17 protein-coding genes are annotated in these 13,138 nt (G+C 67.4%); 7 read left to right on the top strand and 10 right to left on the bottom strand.

Annotation, left to right across the window (positions count from 1 at the left end; genetic code table 11):
* Window positions 1-7 precede the first annotated feature (7 nt).
* From metW to HMPREF3014_RS17455, 6 genes are all read left to right on the top strand, one after another.
* Window positions 8-628, top strand: a complete 621-nt coding sequence (gene metW / locus HMPREF3014_RS17430; protein ID WP_003084530.1) for a methionine biosynthesis protein MetW — start codon at window positions 8-10, stop codon at window positions 626-628.
* 131 nt (window positions 629-759) lie between these two features.
* Window positions 760-1,179 carry a DUF4426 domain-containing protein gene (locus tag HMPREF3014_RS17435; protein ID WP_003100965.1) on the top strand — a complete coding sequence of 140 codons (420 nt, stop codon included), beginning with the start codon at window positions 760-762 and terminating at the stop codon, window positions 1,177-1,179.
* A complete protein-coding gene (gene rdgB / locus HMPREF3014_RS17440; RefSeq protein WP_003084527.1) occupies window positions 1,176-1,769 on the top strand; it encodes an RdgB/HAM1 family non-canonical purine NTP pyrophosphatase in 594 nt (197 codons plus the stop codon). The genes HMPREF3014_RS17435 and rdgB overlap by 4 nt, the downstream gene beginning before the upstream one ends.
* Before the next feature lie 120 nt (window positions 1,770-1,889).
* Window positions 1,890-3,044: a radical SAM family heme chaperone HemW gene (gene hemW, locus HMPREF3014_RS17445; protein ID WP_003114885.1), complete on the top strand. Its 1,155-nt coding sequence runs from the start codon at window positions 1,890-1,892 to the stop codon at window positions 3,042-3,044.
* Window positions 3,045-3,124: 80 nt separating this feature from the next.
* Window positions 3,125-3,448 (top strand): DUF3392 domain-containing protein, encoded by a 324-nt coding sequence (locus HMPREF3014_RS17450; RefSeq protein ID WP_003084525.1) that lies wholly within the window; start codon window positions 3,125-3,127, stop codon window positions 3,446-3,448.
* A gap of 61 nt (window positions 3,449-3,509) precedes the next feature.
* Window positions 3,510-3,767: a hypothetical protein gene (locus HMPREF3014_RS17455; protein WP_003084524.1), complete on the top strand. Its 258-nt coding sequence runs from the start codon at window positions 3,510-3,512 to the stop codon at window positions 3,765-3,767.
* Between the two features lie 12 nt (window positions 3,768-3,779).
* Here the strand turns inward: HMPREF3014_RS17455 and HMPREF3014_RS17460 are convergent, their stop codons facing one another.
* From HMPREF3014_RS17460 to HMPREF3014_RS17480, 5 genes are all read right to left on the bottom strand, one after another.
* Window positions 3,780-5,126 carry a DUF1329 domain-containing protein gene (locus HMPREF3014_RS17460; RefSeq protein WP_003114884.1) on the bottom strand — a complete coding sequence of 449 codons (1,347 nt, stop codon included), beginning with the start codon at window positions 5,124-5,126 and terminating at the stop codon, window positions 3,780-3,782.
* Window positions 5,127-5,288: 162 nt separating this feature from the next.
* Complete coding sequence (gene trmB / locus HMPREF3014_RS17465) at window positions 5,289-5,960, bottom strand: tRNA (guanosine(46)-N7)-methyltransferase TrmB (RefSeq protein ID WP_003118800.1); 672 nt, start codon at window positions 5,958-5,960, stop codon at window positions 5,289-5,291.
* A gap of 153 nt (window positions 5,961-6,113) precedes the next feature.
* On the bottom strand, window positions 6,114-6,911 hold the full coding sequence (locus HMPREF3014_RS17470) for a thiazole synthase (RefSeq protein WP_003459252.1): 798 nt from the start codon (window positions 6,909-6,911) through the stop codon (window positions 6,114-6,116).
* Window positions 6,912-6,969: 58 nt separating this feature from the next.
* Entirely contained in the window at window positions 6,970-7,170 is a 201-nt protein-coding gene (thiS, locus tag HMPREF3014_RS17475; RefSeq protein ID WP_003084514.1) for a sulfur carrier protein ThiS, read from the bottom strand.
* Between the two features lie 102 nt (window positions 7,171-7,272).
* Window positions 7,273-7,650 carry a DUF423 domain-containing protein gene (locus HMPREF3014_RS17480; protein WP_003084513.1) on the bottom strand — a complete coding sequence of 126 codons (378 nt, stop codon included), beginning with the start codon at window positions 7,648-7,650 and terminating at the stop codon, window positions 7,273-7,275.
* A 36-nt stretch (window positions 7,651-7,686) separates the two neighbouring features.
* Here HMPREF3014_RS17480 and mtgA point away from each other — a divergent pair, with 36 nt between their 5' ends.
* The gene (gene mtgA, locus HMPREF3014_RS17485) at window positions 7,687-8,418 is read left to right on the top strand and encodes a monofunctional biosynthetic peptidoglycan transglycosylase (protein WP_003100972.1); all 732 of its coding nucleotides are present in this window, start codon (window positions 7,687-7,689) and stop codon (window positions 8,416-8,418) included.
* A 4-nt stretch (window positions 8,419-8,422) separates the two neighbouring features.
* Here the strand turns inward: mtgA and HMPREF3014_RS17490 are convergent, their stop codons facing one another.
* The 5 genes from HMPREF3014_RS17490 to ftsY form a co-directional block, all read right to left on the bottom strand.
* A complete protein-coding gene (locus HMPREF3014_RS17490) occupies window positions 8,423-9,028 on the bottom strand; it encodes a hypothetical protein (protein ID WP_003084511.1) in 606 nt (201 codons plus the stop codon).
* 64 nt (window positions 9,029-9,092) lie between these two features.
* The gene (gene rpoH, locus HMPREF3014_RS17495; RefSeq protein WP_003084510.1) at window positions 9,093-9,947 is read right to left on the bottom strand and encodes an RNA polymerase sigma factor RpoH; all 855 of its coding nucleotides are present in this window, start codon (window positions 9,945-9,947) and stop codon (window positions 9,093-9,095) included.
* A gap of 113 nt (window positions 9,948-10,060) precedes the next feature.
* Window positions 10,061-11,068: a permease-like cell division protein FtsX gene (gene ftsX, locus HMPREF3014_RS17500; RefSeq protein ID WP_003084508.1), complete on the bottom strand. Its 1,008-nt coding sequence runs from the start codon at window positions 11,066-11,068 to the stop codon at window positions 10,061-10,063.
* The gene (gene ftsE, locus HMPREF3014_RS17505; protein WP_003084505.1) at window positions 11,068-11,739 is read right to left on the bottom strand and encodes a cell division ATP-binding protein FtsE; all 672 of its coding nucleotides are present in this window, start codon (window positions 11,737-11,739) and stop codon (window positions 11,068-11,070) included. Before ftsE ends, ftsX begins: the two co-directional genes overlap by 1 nt.
* Complete coding sequence (gene ftsY / locus HMPREF3014_RS17510; protein WP_003160919.1) at window positions 11,736-13,082, bottom strand: signal recognition particle-docking protein FtsY; 1,347 nt, start codon at window positions 13,080-13,082, stop codon at window positions 11,736-11,738. The genes ftsE and ftsY overlap by 4 nt, the downstream gene beginning before the upstream one ends.
* Between the last annotated feature and the right edge of the window lie 56 nt (window positions 13,083-13,138).

Below are 13,138 nucleotides of genomic sequence, written 5' to 3' on the forward strand. Positions count from 1 at the left end.
GGATCCGATGCGCGCCGATCTCGAAATCATCCAGGAATGGATTCCCGCCGGCAGCCGCGTCCTCGACCTCGGCTGCGGCGACGGCGAACTCCTGGCCTGGCTGCGCGACCACAAGCAGGTCAGCGGCTACGGCCTGGAGATCGATCCCGACAACATCGCCCGTTGCATCGAAAACGGGGTGAACGTGATCGAGCAGGACCTCGACAAGGGCCTGGGCAACTTCGCCAGCGACAGCTTCGACGTGGTGGTGATGACCCAGGCGCTACAGGCCGTGCACTATCCGGACAAGATCCTCGAAGAGATGCTGCGGGTCGGCAAGACCTGCATCATCACTTTCCCCAACTTCGGCCACTGGCGCTGCCGCTGGTACCTGGCGCGCAACGGCCGGATGCCGGTCTCCGAGTTCCTGCCGTATACCTGGTACAACACGCCGAACATCCATTTCTGCACCTTCCAGGACTTCGAGCGCCTGTGCCGCCAGTTGCGCATGCGCGTGCTCGACCGCCTGGCCGTAGACCGTGACCACCGGCATGGCTGGGCCAGCCGGCTGTGGCCTAATCTATTGGGTGAGATTGGAATCTACCGGGTCACCGGACCCGGAGTGCAGACCCGCAACCTCGCCGTCTAGGAACGCGCCAGGCTGCGGGCCAGGGCCGGGCGCCCCTCCGCTCGTCCTCGGGAGAGCGCTGCCGAAGCCGGCCAAGGCCGCCGGCAGCAGACCATGGACAACGTCCATGCCACCTTTCAGGAGAAACCATCATGCGCCGCTTCACCGCTTTCGTCCTCGGCCTCTGCCTGAGCCTGCCGGTCCTCGCCGAGCAGGTGCAGCGCTTCGGCGACCTGGACGTCCACTACAACGTGTTCAACTCCAGCTTCCTCCAGCCCAACGTGGCCAGCGCGGTCGGCCTGGTACGCAGCAAGGCGCAGGGCGTGATCAACGTGGTGCCGATGGAGAAAGGCAAGCCGGTAGAGGCCGCCGTGACCGGCTCGGCCAAGGACCTGACCGGCAAGGTCATCCCCCTGGAGTTCCGCCGAGTCAGCGAGGAAGGCGCCATCTACAACCTGGCGCAATTCCCGATCAGCCAGCGCGAGACCCTGGTCTTCACCATCAAGGTCGAGGCCAAGGGCGAACCTGCGCAAACCTTCAGTTTCAACAAGGAAATCTTCCCGGACGAATGATCAAGCTCGAACAGCTGGTGCTGGCCAGCCACAATGCCGGCAAACTCAAGGAACTCCAGGCCATGCTCGGCGCCAGCGTGAAGGTGCGCTCGATCGGCGAGTTCAGCCAGGTGGAACCGGAGGAAACCGGTCTTTCCTTCGTCGAGAACGCCATCCTCAAGGCACGCAACGCCGCACGCCTCTCCGGCCTGCCGGCGCTGGCCGACGACTCCGGGCTGGCGGTGGACTTCCTCGGCGGCGCGCCGGGCATCTACTCGGCGCGCTATGCCGACGGCCGGGGCGACGCGGCGAACAACGCCAAGCTGCTGGAGGCCATGAAGGATGTCCCGGACGCCGAGCGCGGCGCACAGTTCGTCAGCGTGCTGGCGCTGGTGCGCCACGCCGACGACCCGCTGCCGATCCTCTGCGAGGGCATCTGGGAAGGCCGCATCCTCCGCGAAGCCCGCGGCGCCCACGGCTTCGGCTACGACCCGCTGTTCTGGGTGCCGGAACGCGACTGCTCCAGCGCCGAGCTGGCGCCCGAGGAGAAGAACCGCCTCAGCCACCGAGCCCGCGCCATGGCCCTGCTCAAGCAGCGCCTGGGTCTCTGAGCCGCAACCGCCGGCGGCGCCCCCGGGCGGCGTCGGCACGGCGTTTCGTCCGGCCGCCTTGGAGGTTGGCCGAACTCATGCCACGATAGCGCCCCGAAACCGCCTCCACCCCGCCCCGCCGTGACCCAAGCCACCCCGTTCCAGCTCCCGCCCCTGGCCCTGTACGTGCACATCCCGTGGTGCGTGCGCAAGTGCCCGTATTGCGACTTCAACTCCCACGCCGCTGGCCCGGAGCTGCCCGAAGAGGCCTATGTCGACGCCCTGCTCGCCGACCTGGAGCAAGACCTGCGCCATGTCCACGGCCGGCGCCTGGGTTCGATCTTCTTCGGCGGCGGCACGCCCAGCCTGTTCTCGGCCAAGGCCCTGGGCCGGCTACTGGAAGGCGTCGAGCGCAGGGTCGGCTTCGCCGACGGCATCGAGATCACCCTGGAAGCCAATCCCGGCACCTTCGAACAGGTCAAGTTCGCCGACTACCGGCGCCTCGGCATCAATCGCCTGTCCATCGGCGTGCAGAGCTTCCAGGCCGACAAGCTGCAGGCCCTGGGGCGCATCCACGACGGCGCCGAGGCAGTGCGCGCCGCCGACATGGCGCGCCAGGCCGGCTTCGACAACTTCAACCTCGACCTGATGCACGGCCTGCCCGGGCAGAGCCTCGACGACGCCCTGGCCGACCTGCGCCAGGCCCTCGCCCTGGCCCCCACGCACCTCTCCTGGTACCAACTGACCATGGAGCCGAACACGGTGTTCTGGAGCCAGCCGCCGGAGCTGCCCGAGGACGACATCCTCTGGGACATCCAGGAAGCCGGCCAGGCCCTGCTCGACGAGCACGGCTACCGCCAGTACGAGACCTCCGCCTACGCCCGCGACGGCCTGCGCGCCCGGCACAACCTGAACTACTGGAGCTTCGGCGACTTCCTCGGCATCGGCGCCGGCGCCCACGCCAAGCTGAGCGCGCCGGACGGACGCATCGTGCGGACCTGGAAGACCCGCCTGCCGAAGGACTACCTCAACCCGCAAAAGGCCTTCCAGGCCGGCGAGCGCCCGCTGGAAGCGGCCGACCTGCCATTCGAGTTCATGATGAACGTGCTGCGCCTGGTCGACGGCGTCCCCGCCGCGCTCTACCCGCAGCGCACCGGCCAGCCACTGGCGGCGATCGCCGATGCCTGCGCCGCCGCGCGCGACGCCGGGCTGCTCGCCGACGACCCGCAGCACCTGCGTCCCAGCGAACGCGGCCAGCTGTTCCTCAACGACCTGCTGCAACATTTCCTGCCGTGACGACGGATGCACGCCCATCCGTGCCGGCAGGCAGGTAAACTCCGCCGACCGACACGCCGATTCGTTACAAGGAACCCTCGATGGATTACGCGCTGGACCTGATCGCCACCCTGTCGCGCTGGAGCCGCAGCCACCTGTCGGACATTTCCCTGGCCATCATGGCCACCCTGCTGGTGCTGTTCGGCCCGGCGATCAACGCCTGGGTACAGCAGCGCATCGGCAGCCTCAACTTCGTCTTCCGCACCCTGCTGTTCGTGTTGATCTGCGCGGTCGGCTACGGCCTGGCGATGGTCTTCGTCACCCCCTGGCTGGCCAAGGGCCTCGGCTACTTCAACAACTACACCCTGGCGCCCGTGCTCCTGCTAGTGTTCTTCGTGATCGGCATGATCGCCGATCGCAGCTGAGCCCCCGGTCTCCCGGCGGCCAGCGCCGTCCCCAAGAGCGTCATGGCCTCCGGGAGCCCGCATGAAACCGATCAAGCACCTCTACCTGCATTTCACCGACGGCCAGCGCCTGTCGCTGCGCTTCCCGCGCCAGCAGGACGACCCGGCCGAGGTTGCCCGCAGCATCCGTCAGCAACTGGACACGCCCTATCTCAGCGTCGAGGTCGACGGCGACCTGCTGCTGATTCCGCGGGACAGCATCAAGTACCTGCAGATCAGCCCGGCGCCGGCGCGCCTGGACGACGACGGCACGCTACGCGGCGCCGAGCTGATCGTCTGAGGGCCGTCCGCCTCAGTTCCCCTCCCGGCGCAGCGCCTGCGGGGTGAAGTCGCGCGGCCCGACCTGCACGCCGAAGTCGTACATCGGCTCGTTGTTGTCCAGCCCATCGACGAAGTAGCGGCCGCCCTTGAAGTCGTAGATCGCTTCCAGGGTGCTGGAGACCAGCGGCACATCGTAGTAGTTGATCGGATGGACTTCCTGGGCCCGGGTCAGCACGCCATCCTTGTCGTAGATGTCGGCGGCGAGGATCTGCCAGCTGTCTTCGTCGAGGTAGAAGCGGCGCTTGGCGTAGGGATGGCTGAAGCCCTTGCGCAGGGTCGCCTCGACCACCCAGACGCGATGCAGCTCGTAGCGCAGCAGGTCGGGATTGATGAAGCGGCTCTTGAGTATGTCGCCATAGGCGAGGCCCTTCTGGTGCACCGCGTAGCTGTTGTAAGGCACCAGCATCTCGCGCTTGCCGAGCAACGCCCACTCGTAGTGGTCCGGTGCACCGTTGTAGACATCCACGGTGTCCGCCGTGGCCATGCCGTTGGTATCCGGCTGCAGGCTGTCGTAGGCCAGGGTCGGCAAGCGGCGCACGCGCCGCTCGCCACGGTTGAAGCGCCAGGCCTTGCGGATCGACAGCACCTGGTCGAGGGTTTCCTGCACCACCAGCGCCGAACCGGCCAGGCGCGCCGGCGCGACCACCTTGTACTTGTAGTAGAACAACGTGTTGTCGAGGTTCTCCGGGATCATCCCCTCGCGGCCATAGACGAAGTACAGGTAGCGGTCGAGCTTGAGCAGGTTGTAGCTGCCGTTGGCCAGCACCGCCGCCTGGTTGGTCTGCAGGTGCAGTTGCTCGCCGCGGTAGCGCATGATGTGGTTCCAGATCGCTTCCTGGCCGCTCTGCGGCAGGGGGAAGGGCACGCCGGCGGCAGCGCCCTGCACGCCGTTGCCGTCGGCGATCAGCTCGGCGCGGCTGGCGTTGGCGCGGGTAGCGTCGTACAGGCGCTGCGGCAGGGATGCGCTGCGGCGGGTGGGGAAGACCCGCAGGTGGTAGTCCGGGTTGGCCTGCAGCAAGGCCTGGGTGCCCGGCGTCAGCAGCGCCTGGTAGGCGGCCATGTTGCGGCTGTCGAGGACCAGGCGCGGACGATCGGCGGCGAACGGGTCGAGGTGATGCATGCCGGGCCGGTAGCCGGCCGGCGCCTGGGTGATGCCGCCGGTCCAGGGCGGGATGCTGCCATCGGCGTTGCCGGCCCGCTCCGCCCCCAGCGGGGTCAGGTCCTGGTCCAGGCGTGCGGCCTGGACTTCGTCTACCTTGGCCTGCGCCGCCCAGGCGCAACCGGCCCCGAGCAACAGGATGCCCAGTTTCTTCAACACAGCAGTCTCCTTTGCAGCCGGCCGAGCCGTGCCGCTCTTATTATTGGATCCGGCCGAAGCCGGGAAACGTGCAGCTTGAAGGTGAGGTCCGCCGGGTGTTCCCGGTCTGCTTGGAGTCCCGGCGCCGGTTCGGCGCCAGGGGTACGTCGCTGGTGCGGTGGATCAGTCGACGCGCTCGAACTTGAGGTCCCAGACGCCATGTCCCAGGCGCTCCCCGCGCCGCTCGAACTTGGTCACCGGACGCTCTTGCGGGCGCGGCACGAAGCGGCCGTCTTCGGCCTGGTTGCGGTAGCCCGGCGCCGCGCTCATGACGTCCAGCATGTGCTCGGCATAGGGCTCCCAGTCGGTGGCCATGTGCAGCACGCCGCCGACCTTCAGCTTGCGCCGCACCAGTTCGGCGAATTCCGGCTGGACGATCCGCCGCTTGTGGTGGCGCTTCTTGTGCCAGGGATCGGGGAAGAACAGCAGCAGCCGATCGAGGCTGGCGTCGGCCACGCAGTGGCGCAGCACTTCCAGCGCGTCGCAGCTATACACCCGCACGTTGCCCAGGCCCTGGGTCAGCAGGCCGTTGAGCAGCGCGCCGACGCCCGGCTTGTGCACCTCGACGCCGATGAAGTCGATGTCAGGCGCAGCGGCGGCCATTTCCAGGGTGGAATGGCCCATGCCGAAACCGATCTCGAAAGTCCGCGGCGCCTGGCGACCGAAGATCGCGTCGAAGTCCTGGACCTCATCGCTCAGTTCCAGGCCGAACTTCGGCCAGCCCAGGTCGAGGCCACGCTGCTGGCCTTCGGTCATACGCCCGGCGCGCATCACGAAGCTCTTCACGGTGCGCATCGGCCGTGCTTCGTCGTGTTCCGCCAGGGAGTCCTGGGCCGGGGATTGCGGGGTATCGCTCATGGAAAAGAAAACCTTGCTAGAGACAGAAGGGCGGGCTGCCTGCCGGACGCTTCCCGCATCCGGCGGACAGCCCGCCCCAGGTAGTCGGTATCAGTCGATCAGGCCGTCCAGCGGCGACGAGGCGCTGGCATACAGCTTGCGCGGCATGCGTCCGGCCAGGTAGGCGAGACGACCGGCGACGATCGCGTGCTTCATGGCCTCGGCCATCATCACCGGGTCCTTGGCATGGGCGATGGCGGTGTTCATCAGCACCGCCTCGCAACCCAGCTCCATGGCGATCGCTGCATCGGAAGCGGTGCCCACGCCGGCGTCGACCAGCACCGGGACCTTGGCTTCCTCAAGGATGATGCGCAGGTTGTAGGGGTTGCAGATGCCCAGGCCGGAGCCGATCAGGCCGGCCAGCGGCATCACCGCGATGCAGCCGATCTCGGCCAGCTGGCGGGCGATGATCGGGTCGTCGCTGGTGTACACCATCACGTCGAAGCCGTCCTTCACCAGTTGCTCGGCGGCCTTGAGGGTCTCGACGACGTTGGGGAACAGGGTCTTCTGGTCGGCGAGGACTTCCAGCTTGACCAGGTTGTGCCCGTCCAGCAGCTCGCGGGCCAGGCGGCAGGTGCGCACGGCCTCGACCGCGTCATAGCAGCCGGCGGTGTTCGGCAGGATGGTGTAGTGATCCGGCGGGATCACATCCAGCAGGTTCGGCTCGCCGGGATTCTGCCCGATGTTGGTGCGCCGCACCGCCACCGTGACGATCTCCGCTCCGGAGGCCTCGATGGCCCGGCGGGTCTCGTCGAGGTCCTTGTACTTGCCGGTCCCCACCAGCAGGCGCGAGCCATAGGTACGGCCGGCGATGACGAAGGGGGTATCGGTACTGGATGCTTGGCTCATCGGATGACTCCTGGATGGAAAGGCTTGCGGGGCCGATGGAAGGGTTCGGGGGCCAGGCCTAGCCGCCGCCGATGGCGTGGACGATCTCCACGCGGTCGCCATCCTTGAGCGCGGTGCTGGCGTGCTGGCTGCGCGGCACGATATCCAGGTTCAGCTCGACGGCCACGCGGCGGCCGCCAAGCTCCAGGCGGGCCAGCAGGTCCGCGACGCTCTGCGCGTCGGGCAGCTCGAAGGGCTCGCCGTTCAGTTGAATCTGCATGGCTGGACGGTCACGAAAGTGAAAGGGAGCGGCATTCTAGCCCGATCCACCCCGATGACCAAGGCGCCTTGTCGACAAGTGCGCCGCCTGAGGCAACCGGTCTCAGGCGTTGCCCAGGCGCCAGGCGGCCAGCCCCAGGCACAGCCAGCCGGCGAGGAAGGAGACGCCGCCGAACGGGGTGACGATGCCGAGCTTGCCGATGCCACTTAGGGTCAGCAGGTAGAGGCTGCCGGAGAACAGCAGGATGCCCAGCGTGAACAGGCCACCCGCCGCGCTCACCAGGCGGCCGTCCAGGCGGGTGGCGAGCAGCGCCACGCCGAACAGCGCCAGGGCATGGATCAACTGGTAGTGCACGCCGGTCTGGAATACCGCCAGGTACTCGGCGCTCAGCTGCTTCTTCAGGCCGTGGGCGGCGAACGCCCCGAGGGCCACGCCGGTGAAACCGAAAAATGCCGCCAACAACAGGAAGGGACGAAGCATGGACAAGACTCCGGTGATAGCATCCAGCCCGCTATAATGGCCGCCCCCTTCTTCCAAGCCAAGCCGCGCATGTTGCGATCCCTGTTCCGCCGCCTGTTCAAGTACCTGCTCTGGTTCATGGCCGCCAGCGTCGTGCTGGTCGCGGTCCTGCGCTGGGTGCCGCCACCGGGGACCATGGTCATGGTCGAACGCAAGGTCGGCTCCTGGGTCGACGGCCAGCCCATCGACCTGCAGCGCGACTGGCGCTCCTGGGAGCAGTTGCCGGACAGCCTGAAGGTCGCGGTGATCGCCGGCGAGGACCAGCACTTCGCCGAGCACCACGGCTTCGACCTGCCGGCCATCCAGCAGGCCCTCGCGCACAACGAACGCGGCGGCAGTATCCGCGGCGCCAGTACGCTCAGCCAGCAGGTGGCGAAGAACGTCTTCCTCTGGTCCGGGCGCAGTTGGCTGCGCAAGGGCCTGGAGGCCTGGTTCACCCTGCTGATCGAGACGCTCTGGACCAAGCAACGGATTCTCGAGGTCTACCTGAACAGCGCCGAATGGGGCCCGGGCGTCTTCGGCGCGCAGGCTGCGGCACGCTATCACTTCGGCCTCGACGCCGAGCGCCTGAGCCGCACCCAGGCCAGCCAGCTCGCCGCGGTGCTGCCCAGCCCGCTGAAATGGAGCGCGGCCAGGCCGGGCCCCTACGTACGCCAGCGCGCGGCCTGGATTCGCCAGCAGATGTGGCAGTTGGGCGGCGACGACTACCTGCTGCGCCTGGAGCGCTGAAAGCTCAACGCGGCGGTTTTTCCAGGGCCTGGCGCGGCACCGCGAGCATCAGTCGCAAGTCGTCGTCCGGCAGGTGCGCGGTCAGGCCCAGTTGCGGATAGACCCAGGCCTCGCCCTGGGCCAGTTGCAGGCGCAGGCGCGGCTGGCCGAGACTGGCCAGCAGCCGCTCGGCACCGACCCTGCCTTCGGGAATCATGCTCAGCGCCACGATCGGCTTGTCGCCCAACTGTCCTTCCAATCCGGCGCTCAATGGCTGCGGCGCGCTGCCAGGCTGCAACGCAGATGCCCGCTGCAGGCTCAGTTGCTCCTCGGCGCTCAGGCCCAGCTCGCCTTCCACCTGCCAGGGGCCGCCGTCGCCCAGCAGGCGGCCACGGAAGGCCAGGCGCACGCCATCTAGGCGCGGGTCCACCCACAACTCGCCATCCACCGCGTCGTGCAGCTGGCGCAGGGTCAGGGCGTTGTCCGCCAACGGCGCCAGCACCTGCTCCTGCCAGTCGGCCAGCCACGGCAACGGTCGCGCCGGTTCCGGCGTACGGACCAGCCAGGCGCCGACGACGAAGGTCAGGACCGCCAGCGACAGGTAGAACAGCCAGCGGGTATTGCGCGGCATGGGATTCCTCCGGGCAGAAAAAAACCGCACCCTTGCGGGGTGCGGTTTTCGCGAGGCGCGGCGATCAGGCGAGAATCCGCCCTTTCAGCTTGCTCATGGCGTTCTTTTCCAGCTGCCGGATACGCTCGGCGGAAACGTTGTACTTTTCCGCCAGGTCGTGCAGCGTGGCCTTCTCCTCGGACAGCCAGCGCTGCTGGAGAATGTCGCGGCTGCGCTCGTCGAGGCCTTCCAGCGCCTCGTGCAGGTTGGCGCTGGAGCTGTCGCTCCAGTCGGCGTCTTCCAACTGGCGCGCCGGGTCGTAGCGGTGGTCTTCGAGGTAATGCGCCGGCGACTGGTAGGCGCTCTCGTCGTCCGCGTCGGCGGCCGGGTCGAACGCCATGTCCTGGCCGGTCAGGCGGCTTTCCATCTCGCGCACTTCGCGGGGCTCGACCCCCAGGCTCTCGGCGACGCGATGGACTTCCTCGTTGTTCAACCAGGCCAGGCGCTTCTTCTGGCTGCGCAGGTTGAAGAACAGCTTGCGCTGCGCCTTGGTGGTGGCGACCTTGACGATCCGCCAGTTGCGCAGGATGAACTCGTGGATCTCCGCCTTGATCCAGTGCACGGCGAAGGACACCAGGCGAACGCCCATTTCCGGGTTGAAACGCTTCACGGCCTTCATCAGGCCGACGTTGCCTTCCTGGATCAGGTCGGCCTGGGCCAGGCCGTACCCCGAATAACTCTTGGCGATATGAACAACGAAGCGCAGGTGCGCCAACACCATCTGCCGCGCCGCTTCCAGGTCTTGCTGATAGAAGAGGCGTTCGGCCAGTTCACGCTCCTGTTCCGGCGACAACAGCGGAATGCTGTTCACCGAGTGCACGTAGGCTTCCAGGTTTGCGCCTGGAACCAAGGCATGTACAGGTTGCAAAGAAGTGGTCATGCGAATCCTCCGATTCACGAAACTCGCGCAGTGTAGCACTCGGATATCTGACTGCAAGCGGGTGTATAAGTTCCTTTACAGCGACCCGCTGGCCGGTCGTGATCCGCCTGTCCTCAGCGCGGCGCCAGCTCGCGCAGGTGGCGGGCCACGGCCAGCCAGGCGCCGACCCAGCCAAGCAGCACCGCGCCAACGGTCAGCGACAGGCCGTCGTCCAGCGGCACGCCCTGCAGGCCGAAGTCGCTGCCGTACAGCCCTGAAAGGTTGACCACCGAACCGTTCAGCCAGTTCAGCGAATAGGCCAGCAGCGCCCAGGATAGGATGCCCGCGCCCAGGCCGTACAACGCGCCCATGTACAGGAATGGCCGGCGCACGTAACCGTCCGTCCCGCCGACCAGCTTGATCACCTCGATTTCGTTACGGCGATTTTCGATGTGCAGGCGGATGGTGTTGCCCACCACCAGCAAGAGGGTCAGCACCAGCAGGATGGTCAGGCCGAAGACGAAGCGTTCGCCGAGCTTGAGGATCGCGCTCAGGCGCTCGACCCATACCAGGTCGAGCTGCGCCTGCTGCACATGAGGCAGCTCCGCGAGCTGCTGGCGCAGTGCCTCCAGGCCGGCCCGGTCGATCTGCTTGGGCGTGACCGAGATCACCGGCGGCAGCGGGTTCTCCGGCAGCTCCTTGAGCGCTTCGCCCAGGCCGGACTGTTCCTGCAATTCGCTGAGCGCCTGCTCGCGGCTGATCAATTGGGCCTCGATCACGTCCGGCAGGCGCTCGATCTGCTCGCGCAGGTCCTGGCCCTGATTTTCGCTGGTCTTCAGGTCGAGGAACAGGGATATCTGCGCCGCCCGCTGCCAGGAGCCGCCGAGCCGTTCGACATTGTTCAGCAGCAGCGAGAGGCCCATCGGCAGGCTCAGGGTGATACCCATCACCAGGCAGGTGAAGAAGCTGCCGAACGGGTGGCCGAACAACCGGCGCAGGCTGTCCACCAGGCTGGCGCGATGGCTTTCCAGGTAGGCGCTGAACGAGCCGCTCCAGTCGGTCTGCTCCTGGCTCGGTTTCTCGCGGGTCTTGCGTTCCGGTGCGCCCTCTTCGGGGCCACGGGGAAGATCGTTGGCGCTCATCAGGCCTCATCCTCACGGTCAGCGATGATCCGGCCACGCTGCAGGGTCAGCATGCGATGGCGCATACGGGCGATCAGGGCCAGGTCGTGGCTGGCGATCAGTACGGTGGTGCCCAGGCGATTGATATCCTCGAACACGCCCATGATTTCCGAGGCGAGTCGCGGGTCGAGGTTGCCGGTGGGTTCGTCCGCCAGCAGCAGGGCCGGCTGGTGGACGATGGCGCGGGCAATGCCGACCCGCTGCTGCTGGCCGGTGGAAAGGTCGGAAGGCAACGCCTCGCCCTTTTCCTTCAGGTTCACCCGCTCCAGGGCCGAGGCCACGCGCTTGGCGATCTCCGGCTTGGGCATGCCGAGGATCTGCAGCGGCAGGGCGATGTTGTCCGCCACCGTACGATCGGTGAGCAGTTGGTGGTTCTGGAACACCACGCCGATCTGCCGGCGCAGGAAAGGGATCTGCGCGGTAGTGATGCGCCCCAGGTCCTGGCCGCCGAGCAACAGCTTGCCGCTGGTCGGTCGCTCCATCGCCAGGATGAGGCGCAGCAGGGTGCTCTTGCCGGCGCCGGAGTGGCCGGTGACGAAGAGGATCTCGCCACGGTGCACGCGGAAGGACACCTCGTGCAGGCCTACGTGGCCGTTGGGATAGCGTTTGCCGACCTGCTCGAAGCGGATCATGCGTTCTCCCGCTCTGCGAAGAGTGCCTGGACGAAGGCGTCGGCCTCGAAGGTACGGAGATCGTCGATCCCCTCGCCGACACCGATATAGCGGATCGGCAGGCCGAACTGCTTGGCCAGGGCGAAGATCACCCCGCCCTTGGCGGTGCCGTCCAGTTTGGTCAGGGCCAGGCCGGTCAGCTCCACCGCGAGGTTGAACTGCTTGGCCTGGTTGATGGCGTTCTGCCCGGTGCCGGCGTCGAGCACCAGCAGGACCTCATGGGGCGCCGTCTCGTCCAGCTTGCCGATCACCCGGCGCACCTTCTTCAGCTCCTCCATCAGGTTGTCCTTGGTATGCAGGCGTCCGGCGGTATCGGCGATCAGCACGTCGATGCCGCGGGCCTTGGCGGCCTGCACCGCGTCGAAGATCACCGAGGCGGAGTCGGCGCCGGTGTGCTGGGCGATCACCGGGATGCGGTTGCGCTCGCCCCAGACCTGCAACTGCTCCACGGCGGCGGCGCGGAAGGTGTCGCCGGCGGCCAGCATGACCTTCTTGCCCTCGAGTTGCAGCTTCTTCGCCAGCTTGCCGATGGTGGTGGTCTTGCCCACGCCGTTCACCCCGACCACCAGGATCACATAGGGCTCGCGCGCGACGTCGACCTGCAACGGCTGCTCCACCGGGCGCAGCAGGCTGGCCAGCTCTTCCTGCAGCGCCTTGTACAGCGCGCCGCTGTCGGCCAGCTCCTTGCGCGCCACGCGCTTGGTCAGGTTCTGCACGATCAGGGTGGTGGCCTCGACGCCGACGTCGGCGGTCAGCAGGCGCGTCTCGATGTCGTCGAGCAGGTCGTCGTCGATTTCCTTGCGGCCGAGGAACAGGCTGGCCATGCCTTCGCCGATGCTGGCGCTGGTCTTGGACAGTCCCTGCCGGAGGCGGGCGAAGAAGCCCGGCCTGGTCGCCGGCTCGCTGACTGCCGGAGCGGCGGCCAGCGGCGCAACGGGCTCGGGCTCGGGCTCGGGCTCGGGCTCGGCAGCCAGGATAGGCTCGGGTTGCGCGACGGGCGCCTCGGGCCGGGGCGAATGCTCCTCGGCCGACGCTGGCTCGTCACTGGCGAGCGGTGCTTCGGCAACCGGCGCCGGCTCGGCCGGCTCGGCAGCGGAGGGCTGCTGCCGACCTGGCTGTTCTGTCAGGGATTGCGCCACGTCATCGGCAGGCGCGCGCTGCTCGGCGGCCGCTGTCTCGGAGACCGGCTCGACAGGCTGATCGGCAGGCTGCTCGCCGGCTTGCGGCTTTTTCCGCCACCAGCCGAACAGACCTTTCTTTTCCCCGCCCTGCGGGGCCTTCTTGTCGTCGTTGGAACCAAACATGAATGCTTGTATCTCAAGGGAGCGGCACGGGACGTGGCCGCCCGGAAAACGGATGG

Source organism: Pseudomonas sp. HMSC065H01, assembly GCF_001815235.1.
In the GTDB taxonomy this organism is placed as follows: Bacteria; Pseudomonadota; Gammaproteobacteria; order Pseudomonadales; family Pseudomonadaceae; genus Pseudomonas; species Pseudomonas aeruginosa.